The organism is Anoxybacillus kestanbolensis, assembly GCF_001996285.1.
GTDB lineage: Bacteria > Bacillota > Bacilli > Bacillales > Anoxybacillaceae > Anoxybacillus > Anoxybacillus kestanbolensis_A.
In genome coordinates, this window is record NZ_MQAD01000004.1 from 15,343 (window position 1) to 39,257 (window position 23,915).

General features: G+C 40.2%; 22 protein-coding genes, 2 tRNA genes and 1 pseudogene. All 25 read left to right on the top strand.

Annotation, left to right across the window (positions count from 1 at the left end):
• Window positions 1–15: 15 nt before the first annotated feature.
• The 25 genes and pseudogenes from purR (at window position 16) to ftsH (ending at window position 23,903) form a co-directional block, all read left to right on the top strand.
• Window positions 16–840, top strand: coding sequence for a pur operon repressor (purR, locus tag BO219_RS02150; protein ID WP_004888529.1), 825 nt, complete (start codon window positions 16–18; stop codon window positions 838–840).
• A 33-nt stretch (window positions 841–873) separates the two neighbouring features.
• Window positions 874–1,254 carry a RidA family protein gene (locus tag BO219_RS02155; protein WP_004888532.1) on the top strand — a complete coding sequence of 127 codons (381 nt, stop codon included), beginning with the start codon at window positions 874–876 and terminating at the stop codon, window positions 1,252–1,254.
• 88 nt (window positions 1,255–1,342) lie between these two features.
• Window positions 1,343–1,633: a septation regulator SpoVG gene (spoVG, locus tag BO219_RS02160; protein ID WP_003398210.1), complete on the top strand. Its 291-nt coding sequence runs from the start codon at window positions 1,343–1,345 to the stop codon at window positions 1,631–1,633.
• 184 nt (window positions 1,634–1,817) lie between these two features.
• A complete protein-coding gene (gene glmU, locus BO219_RS02165) occupies window positions 1,818–3,194 on the top strand; it encodes a bifunctional UDP-N-acetylglucosamine diphosphorylase/glucosamine-1-phosphate N-acetyltransferase GlmU (RefSeq protein WP_077428177.1) in 1,377 nt (458 codons plus the stop codon).
• 17 nt (window positions 3,195–3,211) lie between these two features.
• Window positions 3,212–4,162, top strand: a complete 951-nt coding sequence (locus tag BO219_RS02170; RefSeq protein WP_077428179.1) for a ribose-phosphate diphosphokinase — start codon at window positions 3,212–3,214, stop codon at window positions 4,160–4,162.
• A gap of 56 nt (window positions 4,163–4,218) precedes the next feature.
• Entirely contained in the window at window positions 4,219–4,845 is a 627-nt protein-coding gene (locus tag BO219_RS02175; RefSeq protein ID WP_077428181.1) for a 50S ribosomal protein L25/general stress protein Ctc, read from the top strand.
• 56 nt (window positions 4,846–4,901) lie between these two features.
• Window positions 4,902–5,465 (top strand): aminoacyl-tRNA hydrolase, encoded by a 564-nt coding sequence (gene pth, locus BO219_RS02180; protein WP_006323728.1) that lies wholly within the window; start codon window positions 4,902–4,904, stop codon window positions 5,463–5,465.
• A gap of 66 nt (window positions 5,466–5,531) precedes the next feature.
• Window positions 5,532–5,762, top strand: a complete 231-nt coding sequence (locus BO219_RS02185) for an anti-sigma-F factor Fin (RefSeq protein ID WP_004888543.1) — start codon at window positions 5,532–5,534, stop codon at window positions 5,760–5,762.
• A gap of 58 nt (window positions 5,763–5,820) precedes the next feature.
• Window positions 5,821–9,333, top strand: a complete 3,513-nt coding sequence (gene mfd, locus BO219_RS02190) for a transcription-repair coupling factor (RefSeq protein WP_077428212.1) — start codon at window positions 5,821–5,823, stop codon at window positions 9,331–9,333.
• 194 nt (window positions 9,334–9,527) lie between these two features.
• On the top strand, window positions 9,528–10,064 hold the full coding sequence (gene spoVT, locus BO219_RS02195; RefSeq protein ID WP_006323657.1) for a stage V sporulation protein T: 537 nt from the start codon (window positions 9,528–9,530) through the stop codon (window positions 10,062–10,064).
• Window positions 10,065–10,121: 57 nt separating this feature from the next.
• The gene (locus tag BO219_RS02200) at window positions 10,122–11,678 is read left to right on the top strand and encodes a putative polysaccharide biosynthesis protein (RefSeq protein WP_077428183.1); all 1,557 of its coding nucleotides are present in this window, start codon (window positions 10,122–10,124) and stop codon (window positions 11,676–11,678) included.
• A gap of 2 nt (window positions 11,679–11,680) precedes the next feature.
• On the top strand, window positions 11,681–13,132 hold the full coding sequence (yabN, locus tag BO219_RS02205) for a bifunctional methyltransferase/pyrophosphohydrolase YabN (protein WP_077428185.1): 1,452 nt from the start codon (window positions 11,681–11,683) through the stop codon (window positions 13,130–13,132).
• Between the two features lies 1 nt (window position 13,133).
• The gene (locus tag BO219_RS02210) at window positions 13,134–13,391 is read left to right on the top strand and encodes an RNA-binding S4 domain-containing protein (protein WP_021095778.1); all 258 of its coding nucleotides are present in this window, start codon (window positions 13,134–13,136) and stop codon (window positions 13,389–13,391) included.
• A 66-nt stretch (window positions 13,392–13,457) separates the two neighbouring features.
• A complete protein-coding gene (gene yabP / locus BO219_RS02215) occupies window positions 13,458–13,751 on the top strand; it encodes a sporulation protein YabP (protein WP_004888559.1) in 294 nt (97 codons plus the stop codon).
• A complete protein-coding gene (gene yabQ / locus BO219_RS02220) occupies window positions 13,748–14,356 on the top strand; it encodes a spore cortex biosynthesis protein YabQ (protein WP_077428187.1) in 609 nt (202 codons plus the stop codon). Before yabP ends, yabQ begins: the two co-directional genes overlap by 4 nt.
• Window positions 14,357–14,378: 22 nt before the next feature.
• The gene (locus BO219_RS02225) at window positions 14,379–14,750 is read left to right on the top strand and encodes an FtsB family cell division protein (protein WP_077428189.1); all 372 of its coding nucleotides are present in this window, start codon (window positions 14,379–14,381) and stop codon (window positions 14,748–14,750) included.
• 94 nt (window positions 14,751–14,844) lie between these two features.
• On the top strand, window positions 14,845–15,237 hold the full coding sequence (locus BO219_RS02230; RefSeq protein WP_006323664.1) for a S1 domain-containing RNA-binding protein: 393 nt from the start codon (window positions 14,845–14,847) through the stop codon (window positions 15,235–15,237).
• A gap of 134 nt (window positions 15,238–15,371) precedes the next feature.
• A tRNA-Met gene (locus BO219_RS02235) sits at window positions 15,372–15,448 on the top strand.
• 11 nt (window positions 15,449–15,459) lie between these two features.
• Window positions 15,460–15,531 (top strand) — tRNA-Glu (locus BO219_RS02240).
• Window positions 15,532–15,710: 179 nt separating this feature from the next.
• Window positions 15,711–18,176: a stage II sporulation protein E gene (gene spoIIE / locus BO219_RS02245; protein WP_077428190.1), complete on the top strand. Its 2,466-nt coding sequence runs from the start codon at window positions 15,711–15,713 to the stop codon at window positions 18,174–18,176.
• A 54-nt stretch (window positions 18,177–18,230) separates the two neighbouring features.
• Window positions 18,231–18,986 (top strand): annotated as a pseudogene (locus BO219_RS02250) (vWA domain-containing protein); the annotation flags it as partial.
• Complete coding sequence (locus tag BO219_RS02255; RefSeq protein WP_077428214.1) at window positions 18,949–19,902, top strand: serine/threonine protein kinase; 954 nt, start codon at window positions 18,949–18,951, stop codon at window positions 19,900–19,902. The pseudogene BO219_RS02250 and the gene BO219_RS02255, both read left to right, overlap by 38 nt.
• Before the next feature lie 81 nt (window positions 19,903–19,983).
• Window positions 19,984–21,366, top strand: a complete 1,383-nt coding sequence (gene tilS / locus BO219_RS02260; RefSeq protein WP_077428192.1) for a tRNA lysidine(34) synthetase TilS — start codon at window positions 19,984–19,986, stop codon at window positions 21,364–21,366.
• A gap of 21 nt (window positions 21,367–21,387) precedes the next feature.
• Window positions 21,388–21,933, top strand: a complete 546-nt coding sequence (gene hpt, locus BO219_RS02265) for a hypoxanthine phosphoribosyltransferase (RefSeq protein WP_006323671.1) — start codon at window positions 21,388–21,390, stop codon at window positions 21,931–21,933.
• Between the two features lie 86 nt (window positions 21,934–22,019).
• Window positions 22,020–23,903: an ATP-dependent zinc metalloprotease FtsH gene (ftsH, locus tag BO219_RS02270; RefSeq protein ID WP_077428194.1), complete on the top strand. Its 1,884-nt coding sequence runs from the start codon at window positions 22,020–22,022 to the stop codon at window positions 23,901–23,903.
• The last annotated feature ends 12 nt before the right edge of the window (window positions 23,904–23,915 follow it).

Consider the following 23,915-nt stretch of genomic DNA (forward strand, 5'->3'; position numbering starts at 1 on the left):
AGGAGGAGTTATTGTATGAAATTAAGGCGAAGTAGTCGGCTTGTCGATATGACACACTATTTGCTTTATCATCCACACCAGCTTGTTCCGCTTACTTTTTTTGCGGAACGATACGGATCAGCGAAATCGTCGATTAGCGAAGATTTGGCTATTATTAAGCAAACGTTTGAACAGCAAGGAATCGGTTTGTTGCGTACGCTTCCTGGGGCGGCCGGTGGGGTGCAATACGTACCGAAAATGTCAGAAACGGAAGCGAAACAATTTATTCAGCAACTATGTACAAGCTTGGCGGATCCCGATCGGCTATTGCCAGGGGGCTATTTGTATATGACAGATTTGCTTGGCGATACACGTATCGTTAACCAAATTGGTCGCTTATATGCTTCTGCGTTTGCCCATGAACATATTGATTTTGTTGTGACAGTTGCAACAAAAGGAATTCCTTTAGCCTACGCTGTTGCAAGCTTTTTAAATGTACCTGTCGTCATTATTCGCCGCGACAGCAAAGTGACAGAAGGTTCGATGGTCAGCATCAATTACGTATCAGGCTCTTCAAAACGTATTCAAACGATGGTGCTATCGAAGCGAAGTTTAACAGAAGGAGCGAATGTCTTAATTATCGATGATTTTATGAAAGCGGGCGGAACAATCAACGGCATGATTAGTTTGCTTGCAGAATTCCGCGCAAACGTTGTTGGGATTGGTGTGCTTGTCGAGTCGGAAGAAGCAGAAGAACGACTCGTTGATGAATATGTTTCACTCGTTAAACTAACATCTGTCAATGTAAAAGAAAAACAAATTACAGTAGAAGAAGGAAATTACTTTCATTTTGTCAAATAAGTAAAATGATTTTTACATACAGGAGGAAGAGACATGAAAGTTGTACACACAAACCAAGCTCCACAAGCCATTGGACCATATTCACAAGGCATTATCGTCAACAACATGTTTTACAGTTCTGGACAAATTGCTTTAACTCCTGAAGGAGAAATGGTGCAAGGGGATATTCAAGCACAAACGCATCAAGTATTCAAAAATTTGCAAGCGGTGCTTGAAGCAGCAGGAGCGTCTTTAGAAACTGTTGTAAAAACAACGGTGTTTTTAAAAGACATGAACGATTTTGCGGCGATGAATGAAGTATATGGTCAATATTTCCGCGATCATAAACCAGCGCGTTCCGCTGTTGAAGTGGCCCGTTTGCCAAAAGATGCGTTAATTGAAATTGAAGTCGTTGCCCTTGTTAAACAATCGTAAAAAAATTTTCTAAAGTTAGCAGGAAAATAAAAAACGACGTGGAATAAATTCAATTAAGTTCTTATATAGGGAAAAGGTGGTGAACAGAATGGAAGTAACTGACGTGAGATTACGCCGCGTGAATACCGAAGGACGTATGAGAGCGATTGCCTCGATCACGTTGGATCATGAATTTGTTGTTCATGATATTCGTGTCATTGAAGGCAATAACGGCTTGTTTGTCGCTATGCCAAGCAAGCGTACTCCTGACGGGGAATTCCGTGATATTGCTCATCCAATTAACTCAACAACCCGCGGGAAAATCCAGGAGGCTGTTTTAGCTGAATATCACCGTGCTGGTGAGTTGGAAAAAGAGCTTGAAGAAGCAGGTGCTTCGTAATCATAAGAAAGAGGACCCTCTCGAGAAGAAGGGTCCTTTTCATATGAAAAATGCATTTATCTCATTGATAAAGAACATATAGTGAAAATGATGAATTTTTTTGGTAGATGACAATGTTTCCTTGAAATACATACATAATTGATATATATTCAATATGGATAAAGAGAGGTATGGAGGCCTTACGATGAGACGATATGCGATCATTTTAGCGGCTGGACAGGGGACGCGCATGCGTTCAAAGCTGTATAAAGTGTTGCACCCTGTCTGTGGAAAGCCGATGGTACAACATGTAGTGGATGCAATTTCTATGTTACATGTAGATCGACTAATTACAGTTGTTGGTTTTGGAGCAGAACGAGTAAAAGAACAACTCGGCAGTCAAAGTGAGTACGTCATTCAAGAACAACAGCTTGGGACGGCACATGCTGTTTTGCAAGCAGCACCTCATTTAGCTGATAAAGATGGTGTGACTCTCGTTGTTTGTGGAGATACGCCATTGATCACCTCAGAAACGATGGAAGCGCTTTTACAACATCATTTACAAACAAAAGCGAAAGCAACGATTTTAACCGCCCTTGCAGAAGATCCAACAGGATACGGTCGCATTGTCCGAAATAAAGATGGACATGTCGAAAAAATTGTAGAACATAAAGACGCAACCGAAGAAGAACGGAACATTCGAGAAATTAATACAGGGACGTATTGTTTCGATAATCGTGCATTATTTGAAGCGCTTACGAAAGTGTCAAACGACAATGCACAAGGTGAATATTATTTACCAGATGTCATCGAAATTTTGAAAAAACAAGGCGAAATCATTTCAGCATATGAAACACCGGTGTTTGAAGAAACGTTAGGTGTAAATGACCGCATTGCGCTTGCACAAGCAGAAAAAATTATGCGTGCACGCATTCATCGTAAACATATGGCAAATGGTGTGACAATCATCGATCCTGAGCATACGTATATAGGACCAGATGTGCACATTGGACAGGATACCGTCATCTATCCCGGGACATGGATTGAGGGACATACGGTGATCGGTGAAAACTGTATCATCGGACCGAATAGTGAAGTGAAAAATAGCCGTATTGGCAACGACACATCGATTCGTCATTCGGTTGTACATGATAGTGAAATAGGATCAGACGTAACCATTGGTCCATTTGCGCATGTTCGTCCGCTATGTAAAATTGGTGATGATGTGAGAATCGGAAACTTCGTCGAAATCAAAAAAGCGACGTTTGGAGACGGCAGTAAAGCATCGCACTTAAGTTATATTGGGGACGCTGAAGTAGGCGCACATGTCAATATTGGTTGCGGAACCATTACAGTAAATTATGACGGTGCCAATAAATACGTGACAAAAATTGAAGATGGTGCGTTTATTGGTTGTAATTCGAACTTAATTGCTCCTGTTACGGTGGGAAGCGGGGCGTATGTAGCGGCTGGTTCCACGATTACCGATGATGTGCCTAGTGAAGCTTTAGCTATCGCACGTGCTCGGCAAACAAATAAAGAAAATTATGTTGAACGTCTACAAGCGAAGAAAAAATCCTAATGGAGGTTCATTGACCCATGTCTCAGTATTTAAATTCTAATTTAAAGTTATTTTCGTTAAACTCTAATCCAATCTTAGCCCAAGAAATCGCAAAAGTGATTGGTGTTGAATTAGGAAAGTGTTCCGTTTCTCGTTTTAGCGATGGAGAAATTCAAATTAACATTGAGGAAAGTATTCGTGGATGCGACGTTTATGTTATTCAATCAACGAGCGCGCCCGTGAATGAACATTTAATGGAGTTACTTATTATGATTGACGCATTAAAGCGAGCGTCTGCAAAAACAATTAACATTGTTATGCCGTACTACGGATATGCTCGTCAAGATCGCAAAGCACGTTCTCGTGAGCCGATTACAGCGAAATTAGTTGCGAATTTATTGGAAACTGCCGGTGCTTCCCGCGTTATTACACTTGATTTGCATGCGCCGCAAATTCAAGGATTTTTTGATATTCCAATCGATCATCTCATGGGGGTTCCGATTTTAGCGGATTACTTTAAAGAAAAGCAACTTGATGATATTGTCATCGTTTCTCCGGACCACGGTGGCGTGACGCGTGCGCGGAAAATGGCAGATCGTTTAAAAGCACCAATTGCGATCATTGACAAGCGTCGTCCGAAACCAAATGTAGCAGAAGTGATGAACATTATTGGTAATGTACAAGGAAAAACGACGATTTTAGTGGACGATATTATTGATACAGCTGGAACAATTACTTTAGCGGCAAATGCGTTAGCTGAGCATGGGGCAAAAGAAGTGTATGCATGTTGTACGCACCCAGTTTTATCAGGTCCAGCGATTGAACGAATTCAAAATTCGAAAATTAAAGAGCTTGTTGTTACGAATACAATTGCGATTCCTGATGAAAAGAAAATGAATAAAATTGTCGAACTATCTGTTGCTCCTCTGATTGGTGAAGCAATTATTCGCGTACACGAAGAGCAGTCGATTAGCGCGTTGTTTGACTAATGACGTTTAGACCTTCCTGTTTTAGGGGAAGCTATGAGCGATGCTAAAATAGGAAGGTGATTTCATTGTTACAACTTCAATTGCGTACAGATCATCGACGTTCTTACGTCAAACAAATGCGGAAACAAGGTCACATCCCGGCTGTGTTGTACGGGAAAACGATGAATAGCCAATCAGTTTTTGTTGATGCGGCTGAGTTTTTAAAGCAGTTGCGGGCTACAGGGGGTACAGGTCTTTTAGACGCAAAGATGAACGACCATCATATTCGTATCATCGTTCGCGATATGCAAAAACACCCGATTCGCCATGATATTATTCATATTGACTTTTTAGCTGTTGATGCAAAGAAGGAAATAGATGTTCACGTTCCGATTCATCTCGTTGGTGAAGCAGCTGGCGTGAAAGATGGGGGCGTATTGCAACAAGCAATGCATCAGTTGTCCATTCGGGCGTTGCCGTCAAACATCCCTCCATCCATTGATGTCGACATAACGAATTTGCAAGTAGGCGATGTTATTACAGTTTCACATATTCAAACAAACGGTGCTTATGAAATCAATCACGATCCAACAGAAGTGATCGCTTCGATTTTGCCACCAAAACAAGAAGAAGAAATTCATAGCGGTGAAGAACAAGAACCGGGGAGACCAGAATCGGAAGAAGGACGCGAAACAACACCGTGACGGACGTAGCCATCATTGGTTACGTCTTTTGCGGTATGGAGAGAAGGAGCAGGGAAATGGTAAAGCTGTTTGTTGGTTTAGGGAATCCTGGAAAAGAATATGAACAAACGAGGCATAATGTAGGGTTTATGGTGATCGATGAGCTTGCTCGTCGCTGGGGATTTACGTTCAATCAAACGAAGTTCCAAGGTATATTTGCAAGTGGCATCATTTCAGGTGAAAAAGTCATATTATGCAAACCGCTTACATATATGAACTTATCGGGTGAATGCGTTCGACCATTGATGGACTATTATAATATTGATGTCGACGATCTCATTGTCATTTACGACGACCTAGATTTGTCAACCGGAACGGTCCGCTTGCGTCCAAAGGGAAGCGCTGGCGGTCATAACGGAATGAAATCGCTTATTCATCATTTGAAAACAGAGCAATTTAAACGCATTCGCATCGGCATTGATCGGCCGAAAAACGGAATGAGAGTGAGTGACTACGTATTAGGTCGGTGGACAGCGGAAGAGAAAATACAAATCGAGCAAGCCATTCAAAAGGCGGCGGATGCATGTGAACGATCGTTGAAAATTTCATTTGCGCAAGTGATGAACGAATTTAATAAGTAATGAATAATTCCCGACTAAATGGTTCAAAATGTATTCGATTAAAACAACCATTTGGGAGGGACACATATGGCATTGCATTACTATTGTCGCCATTGTGGCGTAAAAATCGGGACGATTGATGCACTTGAGTTAGAGAGTGAGCAATTGGGGTTTCATCGATTAACAGAAGAAGAAAGGTTAGATATGATTCAATATCTTCCGACAGGGGAAATTTGTGTCAAGGCGATTTGCGAAGATTGCCAGGAGGCGTTGGATCGAAATCCTGATCTTCACCAATATGAAAAATTTATTCAATGATTGGCTTTGGGTTACCCAAAGCGTTTTTGTATTTATGTTTGGAGAGGAGGGGTTTTTTTTGCGCGGATTACGACAATATTTTATTCATCACGCGGACATGCAATCGGTTGCAGAAGGGGTTCGCAATGGCTTAAAGGAACAGCTTGTGACCGGTTTGTCTGGCTCTGCCCGTTCTGTTTTCATTTCTTCTTTATATGAGGATACTGAGCGACCTTTATGCATTGTGACGCACAATTTATTTCAAGCGCAAAAAATATATGATGATCTCATTCAATTAATTGATGAGGAAGAAGTGTTTCTTTATCCCGTTAATGAACTGATTGCCGCTGAACTAGCTGTAGCTAGTCCGGAATTGCGAGCACAACGATTAGAAGTGTTAAACTATTGGTGTGAGCGGAAAAAAGGAATTGTTATCGCTCCCATTGCTGCACTTCGACGACCATTGCCACCGAAAGATGTATGGCAACGTTATCAACTTCATTTTCGCGTCGGTGAGCAAATGGATGTGGAACATTGTTTGAAGCAATTTATTGCGATGGGATATGAACGTGTGTCTGTTGTTTCAACTCCGGGGGAATTTAGCGTCCGAGGAGGTATTATTGATATTTATCCGCTTACAGCTGAGCTTCCTTATCGTATTGAGCTATTCGACGTGGAGATCGAGTCAATTCGGACGTTTTCAGTCGATGATCAACGTTCGGTGGCTGAGATAGATGAGGTGTTAATTGGACCGGCAACGGAATTGATCGTTGAACAACAACATATAAACGAAGCGATTCAACGGCTAGAAGCACAACTTCATGATACGTTGCAACATATTCATGATGAAAAAACGAAAAATCGTTTATATGAACATGTATCATTTGAATTGGAGCAGTTGAAAAACGGAAAATCAATCGAAGAAATGTACAAATATTTCTCGCTTTTCTATCCTTCTGCTGCAAGTTTGCTAGATTACATTCCAGAGCACGGTGTCGTCATCATCGATGAAATGAGTCGTATTCAAGAAGTAGCAGAAAAACTGGAACAGGAAGAAGCAGAATGGTACACAAACTTGTTAGAAGAAGGAAAGATTGTGCAAAGTGTCCCTATTTCCCATTCGTTTCCAGAAGTATTGCAAAAACGGACGAGATCAACGATTTACTTGTCTTTATTTTTACGTCATATTCCATACACGCATCCTCAAAACATTGTTAATGTATCTTGTAAGCAAATGCAAGTGTTTTATAGTCAAATGCAGTTGTTAAAGGGAGAAGTTGAGCGGTGGCAAAAGGGGAATTATGCTGTCGTTTTGTTAGCAGGAAATGAAGAGCGAGCGAAAAAACTGAAACAAACGTTAGAAGATTATGAGATTGATGCTGTCCAAATCGGGAAAGATGATGCATTATTGCATGGGAAATGTCAAATTGTCCCGTCTGGGTTAGTTGCAGGTTTTGAATTGCCGATGCAAAAACTCGCCGTCATTACAGAAGAAGAGCTATTTAAAAAGCGAATGAAACGTCCTGTGCGACGCCAAAAATTGTCGAACGCGGAACGGATTAAAAGTTATACAGATTTAAAAGTCGGGGACTATGTCGTCCACGTCAACCATGGAATCGGAAAATATTTAGGGATCGAAACGTTAGAAATTAACGGTGTTCATAAAGATTACATTCATATTCAATATCAAGGGAATGATACGTTATACGTTCCTGTTGATCAAATGGATCTCGTCCAAAAATATGTCGGTTCAGAAGGAAAAGAGCCGAAAATTTATAAATTAGGTGGAACAGAGTGGAAGAAAGTAAAGAAGAAAGTAGAGTCTTCTGTTCAGGATATTGCCGAGGACTTGATGAAATTATATGCAGAGCGCGAAGCGAGCAAAGGGTACGCTTTTTCACCGGATAACGAGATGCAAAGGGAATTTGAAGCGGCGTTCCCATATCAAGAGACGGAAGATCAGCTTCGTTCCATTCGTGAAATTAAACGCGATATGGAAAGCGAACGGCCGATGGATCGATTGCTATGTGGGGATGTTGGTTACGGAAAGACAGAAGTAGCGTTGCGAGCGGCTTTTAAAGCGATCATGGACGGAAAACAAGTTGCCTTTCTCGTACCGACGACGATTTTAGCGCAACAACATTACGAAACAGTTCGTGAACGTTTCCAAGGGTATCCGATTAACGTCGGTTTATTGAGTCGTTTTCGCACGAAAAAGCAACAAACCGAAACAATCCAAGGCTTAAAAGACGGTACGATTGATATGGTTATTGGAACACATCGGCTTTTATCAAAAGACGTATCGTTTAAAGATCTAGGTTTATTAATTATTGACGAGGAGCAACGGTTCGGTGTTGCTCATAAAGAAAAAATTAAACAACTAAAAACAAATATCGATGTATTAACGTTAACCGCTACACCGATCCCGCGCACGTTACATATGTCGCTTATCGGTGTCCGCGATTTGTCCGTCATCGAAACACCTCCGGAAAATCGTTTCCCTGTACAAACGTATGTGATGGAATACAGCCCAATCATTGTGCGAGAGGCGATTGAACGCGAAATGGCGCGCGGAGGACAAGTGTTTTTTCTTTATAATCGCGTTGAAGATATTGATCGAAAGGCAGAAGAAATTTCGGCGCTCGTACCTGATGCTCGCGTGACATATGCACACGGAAGAATGTCCGAACATGAACTTGAAGCGGTCATGCTTGCGTTTTTAGAAGGTCAATATGATGTACTAGTGAGTACGACGATCATCGAAACAGGTGTTGACATTCCAAATGTGAATACGTTAATCGTTTATGATGCGGATAAGATGGGTCTTTCACAACTATATCAATTGCGCGGGCGCGTAGGACGTTCCAATCGCATTGCATATGCGTATTTTACGTACCGAAAAGATAAGGTGCTAAATGAAATAGCAGAAAAACGATTGCAAGCCATTAAAGAGTTTACCGAGCTTGGATCTGGCTTCAAAATTGCGATGCGTGATTTATCTATCCGAGGAGCTGGCAACTTATTAGGGGCACAACAACACGGTTTTATTGATTCTGTCGGCTTTGAGCTTTATTCTCAAATGTTAAAAGAAGCGATTGAAGAAAAACGAGGAACGAAACAAGAAAAACCGTTTGAAGTAGAAATTGATTTAGAAGTCGATGCGTACATCCCTGAATATTATATTGCCAATGAACAACAAAAAATTGAGATGTATAAGCGATTCCGCGGACTTGATTCGTTAGAAGAACTCGAGCAATTACGAGAAGAAATGTTGGATCGCTTCGGTGATTATCCAGACGAAGTGGCTTATTTATTCCAAATTGCCGAAATGAAAATATATGCGAAACAGCATCTCATTGAATCCATTAAGCAAACGAAGCAAGAAGTCACCATTTTATTCTCACAAGAAACGACAAAGCAAATTGATGTTAGCAAATTGTTTAAGCTCGGTGAACCGTATGGCAGGGATGTTGGTTTCGGCATGGATGGAGATCGCTTTAAAATTGTCGTTCATGTAAAAGGAATGAAGCCTCGACAATGGTTAATGATCATTTATGAGTTGCTAAAAGGGTTAAAATATGCTAAAAAATAATTGATTGTTCATGTTTATTGTTTATAAGTAAATGGCAATGATGAAGATGGGGGATTTTCACTTTTTAAAAAAAATCCCCCTCCTTTGTGTATATAACTTTGTTTGTGACGGATACTAATCACAACAATGGTGAATTATTCAACTGTTTCACCAGTGCCATTTTTAATCACTAGATGAAAGCGAGGCATCGATAGATGAAAGCAACAGGTATTGTTCGACGAATCGATGATTTAGGACGAGTAGTAATTCCAAAAGAAATTCGCAGAACACTTCGTATTCGCGAAGGAGACCCACTTGAAATATTTGTTGACCGCGATGGTGAGGTCATTTTAAAAAAGTATTCACCAATTAGTGAATTAGGTGACTTTGCAAAAGAGTACGCTGAAGCTCTTTTCGACAGTTTAGGACAACCTGTGCTCATTTGTGATCGCGATGTATTTATTGCAGTAGCAGGCGGATCGAAAAAGGAGTATTTAAACAAGAGCGTAAGCGAACTTGTTGAAAAGGTGATGGAAGATCGTCAATCGATTTTGCATACGGAAGAAAAAAATGTATCATTCACGCAAGGTCATGAAGAACATATGCAATCATACGTGATTGCACCGATTATTGCTGGAGGAGATCCAATCGGGGCAGTCATTATTTTCTCGAAAGATAAAACGCTTGGCGAAGTGGAACATAAAGCAGCGGAAACTGCGGCGAGCTTCCTTGCTCGACAAATGGAACAATAAAGGTAGCATCTCGCTACCTTTTTTTGATGTATGTAATAGTAAAAAAAGGTGAAGTGTATGGAAAAAAAAGACTGGTTGCGCGGTGCGTTTGTGTTGACGGTCGCCGCCTTATTTACAAAAATATTAAGCGCTTTTTACCGAATTCCGTATCAAAATATTGTAGGCGATGTCGGATTTTATATTTATCAACAAGTTTATCCTTTTTACGGTATTTTCCTCGCTTTGTCAACGTATGGTTATCCGGTTGCGATCTCAAAACTTATTGCCGAAAATAAACAATCAACATATAAGTTTGCTGTTGTTCGGCTTTCTTTTTATTTTTTATCATGCCTTAGTATCGTCATGTTTTCCGTTCTTTATTTTGGCGCTTCGTCACTCGCGGCGCTCATGGGAGATCATCAACTAGCTTTGTTGATTCGCGCCGTTTCGTTTGCTTTTTTGCTTCTTCCGTTTACTTCCGTTTCTCGCGGATATTTTCAAGGGGGAGGAGAGATGAATCCGACCGCTGTTTCGCAAGTAGTTGAACAACTTGTACGTGTCGGAGCGATTTTATTTCTTTCTTCTTTTTTGCTTCATCGCGGATTTACCGTTTATGAGGCAGGAGCTGGTGCGATGATTGGTTCACTTATGGGAAGTTTTGCAGCCGTTGCAGTACTCGTCGCATATATGTTGCGAAAGCGGACGAATGTTCATACCGAGCCATGGATTCCAACAAAAGAAAAAAGAAAAGTGCTTTTATTTTTAGCCGTTCATGGCGTAACGATTTGTTTAGCTAACATGCTTCTTGTTTTAATACAACTTGTTGATTCATTTACCCTTCTCCCTTTATTACAACAAGCAGGATTGCATGAACTAGCTAAAACAGCAAAGGGAATTTATGACCGTGGTCAACCGTTCATTCAGCTTGGGACAGTAGTAGCTACTTCTTTTTCATTAGCACTTATGCCGATGTTATCGCATGAACAAACAGAACGCAACGAAATATATACAGCTGTTCGCGTAGCGTTTATCATTGGAATGGGGGCAGTCGTTGGTTTAGTTTGCATATTAAAACAAGCGAATATCATGTTGTTTAAGGATCATGTTGGTGCGATGGAGTTGACGATTTTAGCTGTTTCTATTCTTTTTACTTCTTTAACATTAACATCTATTGCTATTTTGCAGGGGCTTGGGGATGTATTTCGCCCAATTTTCCTCGTTTGTGTCGGCATGATAGCGAAATGGGGGTTGAATGTGTTGCTCGTTCCTTTATGGCATACAGTAGGGGCAGCTGTAGCGACACTCATTGCCTATGTCGTCATGTGCGCTATCGCCTTTTTTTATGTGCAAAAACGAATGTCTCGTCCTTTGCTTTCGCTCTCTATAATCATTCAAACGATAAAAGCCGCAGCGATGATGGCGATCATTTTAGTTGGATATATCATATTGATAAACGAGTTACCAATTCATCATGGACGTCTGTTTTCATCGCTTCAAGCGATCATTGGTGTTTTTATTGGGGCGTTTGTTTATATTATAATGATCGTTAAAAAAGAGGTTTTGGCGGAAAAAGACTTGTTAGCTTTTCCGTTTGGACGTTATTTAATAAAAATAAAGCAAAGAAAGGCTGGATAGTCATGGGTACAATTACAATTGTCGGTCTTGGGGCAGGAGACATCGATCAGTTGTCTTTCGGTGTGTACCGTACGTTAAAACAGGCGAATCGCCTCTTTTTACGAACGAAAGATCATCCTGTTGTCGCACAGTTGGAAGCAGAAGGGATACACATTCAATCGTTTGACGACATATACGAAAAATATGATCAGTTTGAACAAGTATACGAACATATTGTTGAACATTTATGTGCAGAAGTGAAAAAAGGGGACGTTGTATACGCTGTTCCAGGCCATCCACTTGTTGCTGAGCGTACAGTAAAGCTATTGCTCGAAAAAAAAGATCACATTTCTGTTCGTGTAGAAGGGGGACAAAGTTTTCTTGATGCGTTATTTACTGCCGTTGAGCTCGATCCAATCGAAGGTTTTCAATTGATTGATGCTACCTTATTTCAACCGGACGAAATTCAGTTGCGGAATCATATTATTTTTTGTCAAGTATATGACTCGTTCATTGCATCCGATGTGAAACTAGCTTTATTGGAAAAATTACCACATGATTATCCTATTTTTATCGTTTATGCGGCAGGAAGTAAACAACAACGCATCGAAAAAGTTCCGCTATATGAGCTAGATCGGGTCATAACGGTGAGCAATTTAACGAGCGTTTACGTACCAAAAGTAGAAAATGACGAGCTATTATATCACGATTTTACTACTTTACGCCGTGTGATTGCGACGTTGCGTGGGCCTAACGGTTGCCCTTGGGATCGGAAACAGACGCACCAGTCGTTGAAAAAGTATTTGCTTGAAGAAACGTATGAGCTTCTTGATGCGATTGATCGGCAAGATGATGAAAATATAATTGAAGAGCTTGGCGATGTATTATTGCAAGTTATGCTTCATGCTCAAATTGGTGAAGATGAAGGAATGTTTTCGATTGATGATGTCATTCGGGCCATTACAGAAAAAATGATTCGGCGCCATCCGCATGTATTCGGAGACGTTCATGTTGAGCATGCGGAACAGGTTGTGCGCAACTGGGAAGCAATCAAACAGGCGGAAAAAGAAAACGTACTTCATTCATTACTTGACGATGTTGCCAAAGCGTTACCGAGTACGCTTCGTGCATATGAATATCAAAAAAGAGCAGCAAAAGTTGGATTTGACTGGTCGGACGTAGAGCCGATGTGGCGTAAAGTTGAAGAAGAAATGAATGAGGTACAGCAAGAAGCCGGTCGTATGGATGAACAAAAACTAAAAGAAGAGTTTGGAGATTTACTATTTGCGCTTATTAACGTATGTCGATATTATAAAGTCAATCCTGAAGAGGCGTTAGCCATGGCGAACGAAAAATTTTACCATCGTTTTCAATACATTGAACAAAAAGTAAAACAACAAGGGAAAGCTTGGCGTGCGTATTCTTTAGAGCAATTAGATGAAATATGGGAAGAAGCGAAAAGGGAGGGGCTATAATATGCGACTCGATAAGTTTTTAAAAGTTTCACGGCTCATTAAAAGAAGAACGTTAGCAAAAGAAGTGGCTGATCAAGGACGTGTATCGATTAATGGCCAACAAGCGAAAGCGAGTTCAACCGTAAAAATAGGCGATGAAATTATGATTCAATTTGGTCAAAAACATGTGACAGTGAAAGTAGTCGAATTACAAGAACATGCGAAAAAAGAAGATGCGAGTGCGTTATATGAAATTGTGAAAGAAGAGCGAGTGGAATAGCTTGTTCTAAACTATTTTCCCCCCTCATACACTTGTACAAACGATCGTTGTGAGGGGGAGACGTTGATGACACAAAACATTGGAAATAAAGGTCCGATTCAAGAACATGACATTGTTATGCGCAGTCGGCGCACGTTAGAAATTACCGGTGTAAAACAAGTAGAAAGTTTTGATAATGAAGAATTTTTACTGGAAACGGTTATGGGGTTTTTGTCTGTGAAAGGACAAAATTTACAAATGAAAAACTTAGATGTAGATAAAGGAATTGTCTCGATTAAAGGTAAAATTTTCGAAATCATTTATTTAGACGAGCATCACACGGAGAAGGCTAAAGGGTTCTTTAGCAAGTTGTTTAAATGAGTTTGCACGTGCAATTTACGACTTTGCTTGCGATGATCGGAATCGGAATGATCATTGGGGCATCTTTTGACACATATGCACACATATTCAATCGTTCCAAGCGTCATCGACTTATCGTATGGGTTGCAGACATTCTTTTTTGGGTCACGCAAGCGCTATATGTCTTTTACACATTATTGGTTATTAACAACGGGCAAGTTCGTTTGTATATTTTTTTGGCCATATTATGCGGATATGCTGCCTATCAAGCTTTATTTCAACGTATGTACGTTCGTTTATTGCAAAAAATTATTCGCGCTTTTGTAATGTTATATCGTCTAATCATCCGAATGTTTCATTATGCTGTCATACTTCCGCTCCGACTTCTTTACCGTTTTTTTGTTTTTTTATTCATCACTACTTGTCATTTCGTTTTCTTAGTTGGTAAAATTTTATATAAAGTAATGTATGGATGTATACGATTTTTATTGCAACCAGTTGCATGGATCGGACGCTTTGTTTGGCGAAAAACTCCACTTCGTTTTCAAGCAACGGTTGGTCGCATTTTTCATATCGGGAAAGGGTTTCTTGCAAAAATAGCGAATATGTTTAGAAAAAAAGGGTAGTGAAGAAGGAGCGGTGAAAAACATGGGCGCCCCACAAAGAAGTAAAGTGAAAAAAATACAAACATCGTATGTCATTCAACAAGAAAAACAAGAACATAAGAAGGCGCGACGTCGTAAAAAGAAGGTGGTTCGTTTTAGCATTGTGGCAACGATGGCGTTAGCTGCTTCTTCGCTATTTTTATATACGATGGCGGCACAATCTTCTGCGATTGATGAGCAATTAAAAACGAAAGAACAGTTAGAAGAAAAGTTACGCACGTTGCAACAAGACGAACAAAGATTGAAAGAGGAAATCAAAAAATTAAACGATGATCAATATATTGCTGAATTGGCTCGAAAGCAATATTTTTTGTCGAAAGAGGGAGAAATTATTTTTATCACTCCGGATGAGTAAGTAAGATAGGCAGAAGGCTTATTGACACTTGTTTTTTTCATTATGTATAATGAAAGAAACGATTTTTCAGATTTTAAGGAGGAGCACTTTTTTTATGTCAATTGAAGTAGGCAGCAAGTTACAGGGAAAAGTAACGGGCATTACAAAATTCGGAGCGTTTGTTGAGTTACCAGAAGGCGCGACAGGCTTAGTGCACATTAGTGAAGTAGCTGACAGCTACGTAAAAGACATTAATGAACATCTCAAAGTAGGCGATGTTGTCGAAGTTCGTGTTATTAATGTTGAGAAGGATGGGAAAATTGGCTTATCGATCAAAAAGGCAAAGGAACAAGCTTCACGTCCGCGCAACAAAGGAAACGATCGCGCTTCAAAAGAAAGCTTTGAGCAGAAAATTAGCCGTTTCTTAAAAGAAAGTGAAGATCGTTTAGCATCCCTTAAACGCCATACCGAATCGAAACGAGGAGGTCGTGGTGCTCGACGTGGTTAACTTGCTGCCGAATGGGACATGAGGCAGTTTATATAAGCATCCATTTCGTAAGTGGATGCTTTTTCGTTTGGATTTTATGAAAAAACTATTGACTTTATCGGAGGAACATAGTAAAATTACAAATGTCGTTGCATGGCGGCGTAGCTCAGCTGGCTAGAGCGTACGGTTCATACCCGTGAGGTCGGGGGTTCGATTCCCTCCGCCGCTACCAAATTGCATAATGGCCCGTTGGTCAAGTGGTTAAGACACCGCCCTTTCACGGCGGTAACACGGGTTCGAATCCCGTACGGGTCATCAAAAAGACACCAATTTCGTCACGAAATTGGTGTCTTTTTGTTTATATAAGCCGTTTTTTGTGATATTCCGTCGAAAAATTTATGTGATTCATCTTCTTTTTTTGACAAAATTTTGATAATTCAGTCTGTATAATATGAAGTAATAGACTGATATATGGAGAAGGGGAGAGGATGAATATGGAGCGAGTGGAACGGAAGTTAATCAATCAAATGGCGGAAGTACCTTTAAGTGGGACGAAAACGACGGCGTCACAATGGCTTCAGCGGTTTACAGTTCGATTCAGTCATTTATTATTTCAACAAGGGTTTTTATTTCTAGTTATCGGTTTTTTGCTTGGACGAGCTCTCATTTTAACAAAGATGACACCGTTTGCTTTGCCTTTTTTTGCAGCAATTTATTTACTTCGACGCGATAAGTTAGGTTTTGTATTTATTGCTTTATTCGCAGGATCGTTGACCGTCTCTTTTTACACTTCTTTATTTATCGTTGCTTCGATCTTGATGTTTCTCATCTTTTATCGTCTATTTTTCTGGATTGATGCTCTGCCGAAAAGATTGCCCGTTGTCGTGTTTTTTGCCTCCATTTTTGCGAAAACAGGCATGATTTATACGTGGGGGCATGAATGGACGATATACGAGGGAATGACGATGCTTATTGAAGCGGGACTTGGCTCAATTTTAACGCTCATTTTTTTACAAAGCGTGCCATTGTTTGATCATCAAAAATATAAGCAAACGTTAAAACCAGAAGAAGTCATTTCTTTCGTCATTCTTATTTCTTCTATGCTGACGGGAATGGTTGGTTGGTCAATTTATGATCTTTCGTTAGAACATGTTGCATCGCGCTATTTATTGTTGTTGTTTGCTTTTGTAGCCGGCGCTACCGTTGGTTCAACAGTCGGCGTTGTTACAGGACTTATTTTAAGCTTAGCGAGCGTCTCAAATTTATATCAAATGAGCTTGCTTGCTTTTGCTGGGTTGCTTGGAGGGCTTTTGAAGGAAGGGAAAAAGCTAGGTGTTTCTCTTGGTCTTGTTGTCGCAACATTGTTAATTGCCCTTTATAGTCAAGGGATCGCAGACATTGTCCCGAATATCGTGGAGTCGCTATTAGCCGTTTTACTTTTTTTGATGACTCCACAATCGTTGACGAGTAAAATGGCGAAATATGTGCCAGGGACGATTGAACATACGAATGAGCAACAACAATATGTGCGAAAAATCCGCGATGTTACCGCTCAGCGAGTGGAACAATTTTCTCATGTGTTTCAAGCGTTATCAAAAAGCTTCTCTTCCTATGGTGTACTTACGCACGAAGAGGAGGAAGAACGTGAAATTGATTACTTTTTAAGTGATGTAGCTGCTAAAACGTGCCAAACGTGTTTTAAGAAAGACCAATGTTGGATTAACCACTTCGATAAAACATATGACTACATGAAAAAAATTATGCAAGAGGCAAGCGAAAATGATCAAATAACGAATGCAAAATTGTTGCGAGAATGGAATAAACATTGTGTGAAAGCAAATAAAGTTGTTCAAATCATCGAGAAAGATGTGTCGTTTTATAAAGCGAATAAAAAACTAAAACAGCAAATGAAAGAGAGTAGAAGGCTTGTGGCCGAACAGTTATTAGGTGTATCGCAAGTGATGGAGGATTTTGCGAAAGAAATTCAAAAAGAGCGTGAAAATTATTATGTGCAAGAAGAACAAATTTTGCACGCCCTTCAACAGTTCGGTGTCGATGTGAACGATGTTGAAATTTATAGTTTAGACAAAGGAAGTGTTGATATTGAGATGGTTGTTCCATATTGCGATGGAAGGGGCGAATGCGAAAAGCTTATTGCACCAATGCTATCTGATATTTTAGGTGAGACGATTATTGTGAAAAAAGAAGATTGTTCTGTCTATCCGAACGGGGACTGTCGGGTTGCTTTCAGTTCTTCAAAAGCGTTTGTTATTGATACAGGCGTTGCGTACGTTGCAAAGGGGGGCGGATTCATTTCAGGTGACAGCTATGCGATGATGGAAATTGGTGGTGGAAAATATGCGTTAGCTATTAGTGATGGAATGGGAAATGGGGAACGAGCGCATTATGAAAGTAAAGAAACGCTCAAACTATTACAAAAAATTTTACAATCGGGAATTGAGGAACGAATTGCGATTAAATCGATCAACTCTATTTTGGCGTTGCGAACGACAGAAGAAATTTTTTCAACGCTCGATTTAGCCATTGTTGATTTGCAAAATGCAACAACAAAATTTTTAAAAGTTGGCTCATCTCCAAGCTTTATTAAACGTGGAAATAACGTGATGAAAATCGAATCGAGCAACTTGCCGATAGGAATTATTACTGGGGTAGAGTTTGAAATGATTGAAGAGCAATTAAAGGCAGGAGATTTACTCATTATGATGAGTGACGGCATTTTTGATGGGGTTTCGCATATCGAAAATCATGATGTATGGATAAAACGAAAAATTAAAGAATTAAAAACGAATGATCCGCAAGAAGTATCTGAATTGCTTTTAGAAGAAGTCATTCGTGTCAACGGTGGAGAAATCGAAGATGATATGACGATTGTTGTGGCGAGAATTAAACATAATACACCGAAATGGGCAGTCATTCCGGCATATCAATATATGAAATAAAGGTATAAAATCCCCTCTGAACGTCGATGATGGGAGTATACTACTTTTTTCGGAGGGGATGAACGTATGCGAAAAGGAACGTTGCGTCAAATTTTATTAATCACAGACGGTTGTTCTAATCATGGTGAAGATCCAATTGCTATGGCGGCATTAGCGAAAGAACAAGGGATTACGGTTAATGTAATCGGTGTTCTTGATCAAGACATCATTGATGAGCAAGGATTACGGGAAATTGAAGGAATCGCACAATCAGGTGGAGGAATTAGTCAAGTCGTATACGCTAAACAGTTATCACAAACGGTACAAATGGTCACAAGAAAAGCAATGACACAGACGTTGCAAGGCGTCATTAATCGGGAGTTAAAACAAATTTTAGGATCCCAGGCTTCCATTGAACAGCTTCCGCCAGAAAAAAGGGGAGAAGTGATGGAAGTTGTTGAGGAGTTAGGGGAAACTGTTAACTTGCAAGTTTTAATATTAGTAGACACAAGTGGAAGTATGAAGACAAAGTTGCAAACGGTAAAAGAAGCGTTATTAGACTTATCGATCAGTTTGAATGCTCGTTTGGGAAATAATGAGTTTTCTGTTTTTGTATTTCCCGGGAAAAAAGGAGAGGTAGATCGTATTCTAGATTGGACGCCGAAAATGGAGTCCATTTCAAGTGTGTTTCCAAAACTAACATCCGGGGGAATTACACCGACCGGTCCAGCTATTCGCGAGGCGCTACAACAATTCCAAAAAAGACGCTCATTAAAAAGTTTGTTTACGCATGATGGTGATGACGATGTATACATCGAACAATCTATGTAACATTCCAACGGGAACAGTTATACAAGGGAAGTGGCATAAACGTCGTTATGAAATGATAAAGCAACTCGGTAAAGGAGCAAATGGGGTTGTTTATTTGGCTAGAGAAGGACGGACGTTTGTGGCGCTAAAAATAAGCAATCAAGCAACAGCGATGATGTCAGAAGTAAATGTGTTGAAACGATTTTCAGAGGTCCAGGGAGTTGCCCTCGGACCTTGTTTATTAGACGTAGATGATTGGTTTCATCCGCAAGAAAAAAGAATTTATTCATTTTATGTGATGGAATATATTGAAGGGGATGATTTGTTAACTTTTATTCAAAAACGGGGGAAAGATTGGATCATCGTCATTATATTGCAGTTGTTAGGCGATTTGCATAAGTTGCACGAAAAAGGGTGGGTATTCGGTGATTTAAAGCCAGAAAATTTAATTGTTTCCGGGACGGTCCCGAAAGTGCGATTAATTGATGTGGGTGGCACAACCATTCGCGGACGAGCCATTAAAGAGTTTACAGAGTTTTTTGATCGTGGCTATTGGGGTATGGGAACAAGAAAAGCCGAGCCATCGTATGATTTATTTGCGGTGGCGATGATTATGATTAATATGTGCTATCCAAAACGATTTGAAAGAAAGGAAAATGGCCGAGAGCAGCTACGTCTTATGATCTCCTCTCATCCCTATTTGAAAAAATACGAGAAAATATTATGGTGTGCACTGGATGGAAAGTACACTAGCGCTCATGAAATGAGGAAAGATTTGCTACAATGTATGCAACAACCGTCTGTAAAGAAAGAAAAGCGCGAAGAAAGAACGGTGCGTGTAAAAAGGAAGAAAAAATTTCATGTATTAGAGACGATGCTTTTGTTTGTGTGCCTTTTATTTATGTATGTTGTTTATTTGTATGTTCAAATTCTTTAATTTTTCCGCATTCGTTTTGAGTACGGGCAATAAAATATGATACGATTGTAAAAAACGACACTACTAACCAAGAGGGAGAATATGCTAGAAGTTGTGCATGAGTTTATCGAAAAGCATCAATTGCTTGAGCGTGGTACAACTGTTGTTGTTGGCGTGTCAGGCGGTCCGGACTCGTTAGCGTTGCTTCATTTCTTATGGAGTGAAAGAGAGCGTTACGATATTCAACTTGTTGCTGCACATGTCGATCATATGTTGCGGGGAAAACAATCAGAAGAAGATATGCATTTTGTGAAACATTTTTGCGAACAACATAGTATTATATGTGAGGCGACACAATTAGACGTTCCTGCATATATGGAACGAACAGGAAAGGGCGTGCAAGAAGCAGCCCGTGATTGTCGATACACCTTTTTTGAGCAAGTTATGTACAAACATCACGCACATTGTGTCGCTTTAGCTCACCACGGCGATGACCAAATTGAAACGGTGCTTATGCGATTAGTACGCGGAAGTACGACAGGAGGATACGCAGGGATACCCGTAAAGCGCCCGTTTGGCAGTGGCTATATCGTTCGACCATTTTTATGCATCGATCGAAGACAAATTGAACAGTATTGTCAACAAAATGGATTGCATGCTCGGCACGATCCGAGCAACGAAAAGGACGATTACACGCGCAACCGTTTCCGTCATTTCGTTTTGCCTTTTTTTAAGCGGGAAAATATTCGCGTTCATGAGCATATTCAACAGTTTAGTGAGATGATGAGCGAAGATGAAGCATTTTTAGAGCAACTGACAAAGGAGGAGTTGAAGCGCGTTGTTCATCAACAAGAAGAAGAGATTCGTGTCGATATTCCTCCGTTCATACGCATGCCAAAACCTTTACAAAGACGAGGGATTCAACTAATATTAAACTATCTTTATGGGAACGTCCCATCGTCATTGTCTTCTATACATATCAACCAAGCGTTACAATTTTTAAAACGGCAACATCCTTCAGGTATGCTTCATTTTCCGAATGGATTAAAAGTTATTCGTCAATATGAGGTATGTATATTTACGTTTCAGCAGAGACAGACGAGCGAATATGAGTTTCTTTTCCATGTTCCCGATACGCTCGTATTACCAAACGGATGTCAACTTATCAGTCAGTTTGTTGATCGCTATCCTTTCATTGAAGACGATGATCATATAGTCATTGAGGCTGATCAATTAATGTTGCCTCTTCGTGTGCGAACAAGAAAGTGTGGAGATCGCATGAAAGTCAAAGGAATGGAACATGCGAAAAAAATATCTCGTATTTTTATTGATGAAAAAATTCCAGCGAACGAACGGGCGCAATGGCCAGTTATCGAAGATGCGAGCGGGAACATCATATGGATTCCTGGTGTAAAAAAATCTGTTTACACAGCAACAAATATTACAAAAAATCGCTATATTGTATTACACTATAAAAAGCAATGAATGATAGTAGGAGGAAAGAATATGGGCATGCATCAAGATATGGAAAAAATTTTAATTACAGAAGAACAAATTCAACAAAAAGTAAAAGAGTTAGGTGCATTATTGACGAAAGAATATGAAGGACGCTTTCCGCTTTTGGTTGGTGTACTAAAAGGCGCGATGCCGTTTATGGCAGATTTAATTAAGCATATTGATACATATTTGGAAATCGATTTTATGGATGTATCGAGCTATGGAAATGCGACCGTATCATCTGGAGAAGTGAAAATTTTGAAAGACTTGAACACATCGGTTGAAGGCCGCGATGTGCTTATCATCGAAGATATTATTGATAGCGGTTTAACGTTAAGCTATTTAGCAGATTTATTCCGTTATCGCAAAGCAAAATCGATTAAAATCGTGACTTTGCTTGATAAACCGTCTGGTCGAAAAGCAAATATTGAAGCTGATTATGTCGGTTTCATCGTTCCAGATGAATTCGTTGTCGGCTATGGGTTAGACTATTGTGAGAAATACCGAAATCTTCCGTACATCGGTGTGTTAAAACCAGAAGTATACAGTAAATAATTTTTTCATGCACATCGTTTGTTTTGGAACGTTTTTCTATGATACTATTGACTATAGCGTGTTTTAAGTGTGGGAGGAGGTAGGAGATGAACCGCATTTTCCGTAATACAATCTTTTACTTACTTATTTTTCTCGTCGTCATTGGTGTTGTAAGCTTTTTAAATGGCGGCAATCAACGGGCGGAGCGAATGACGTACGATGCGTTCGTTACCCATTTAGAAAATGGTGATGTAAAGTATGTCTCGTTGAAGCCAGAGCGAGGCGTTTATGAAATTCGTGGACAATTAAAAACGTATGCTGAAGGACAATTTTTTACGACGTACGTAGCGAACAGTCCGCAAATTCTTCAGCGCATTGACGAAGCCGCACAACAGGCGAAAGTAGAAGTGTTGCCTGCGGATGAAACGAGCGGATGGGTGACGTTTTTTACGTCCATTATTCCGTTTATCATCATTTTTATTTTGTTCTTCTTTTTACTAAATCAAGCGCAAGGCGGCGGCAGTCGGGTTATGAATTTTGGCAAAAGCCGTGCGAAACTGTATAACGAAGATAAGAAGCGCGTTCGCTTTAAAGACGTTGCCGGTGCGGATGAAGAAAAGCAAGAACTTGTTGAAATTGTCGAGTTTTTAAAAGACCCTCGTAAGTTTGTGGAACTCGGAGCTCGCATTCCAAAAGGTGTTCTTCTCGTTGGACCGCCTGGAACAGGAAAAACGTTATTAGCGAGAGCGGTTGCTGGAGAAGCTGGTGTACCGTTTTTCTCCATCAGTGGTTCAGATTTCGTTGAAATGTTTGTTGGTGTTGGTGCTTCGCGTGTACGTGATTTATTTGAAACAGCGAAGAAAAACGCCCCTTGTATTATTTTTATTGATGAAATTGATGCAGTGGGACGTCAACGTGGTGCTGGTTTAGGTGGAGGTCACGATGAACGGGAGCAAACATTAAACCAATTGCTCGTTGAAATGGATGGATTCAGCGGAAATGAAGGAATTATTATTATCGCTGCGACAAACCGTCCGGACATTTTAGACCCTGCTCTTTTACGTCCTGGTCGTTTTGACCGTCAAATTACGGTTGACCGTCCAGATGTGAAAGGACGTGAAGCTATTCTTCGTGTGCATGCACGCAACAAGCCGCTCGATGAGTCAGTTGATTTAAAAGCGATTGCGATGCGTACGCCTGGTTTTTCTGGTGCTGATTTAGAAAACTTATTAAATGAGGCTGCCCTTGTTGCTGCTCGACAGAACAAGAAAAAAATTGATATGAGCGATATTGATGAAGCAACGGATCGTGTCATTGCTGGTCCGGCTAAGAAAAGTCGCGTCATTTCTGAAAAAGAGCGAAAAATTGTCGCTTATCACGAAGCAGGTCATACTGTCATTGGTATGGTGCTTGCCGATGCGGAAATGGTCCACAAAGTAACGATTGTGCCACGTGGTCAGGCTGGTGGATATGCGGTCATGTTACCGAAAGAAGATCGTTATTTTATGACGAAACCAGAGTTGCTTGATAAAATTACAGGGCTTCTTGGCGGACGTGTGGCTGAGGAAATCGTATTTGGGGAAGTAAGTACAGGAGCACATAATGACTTCCAACGCGCAACAAGCATCGCTCGTCGTATGGTTACGGAGTTTGGAATGAGCGATAAGCTTGGACCAATGCAGTTTGGTCAGTCTCATGGTCAAGTGTTCTTAGGTCGTGATTTGCATAATGAGCAAAATTATAGCGACCAAATCGCATATGAAATTGATCTTGAAATGCAACGCATTATTAAAGAATGTTACGAAAAAGCGAAACGCTTACTAACGGAAAACCGCGACAAGTTGGATCTGATTGCCAATACGTTGCTTGAAGTGGAAACACTTGATGCAGAGCAAATTAAACATTTGTTCGAACATGGTACGTTACCAAACCGCAATGACAATAAACAAGAAGAAGTAAAAGTAAATATTCAAACGAAAAAAGAAGAATAAAGGTGTCTCTTT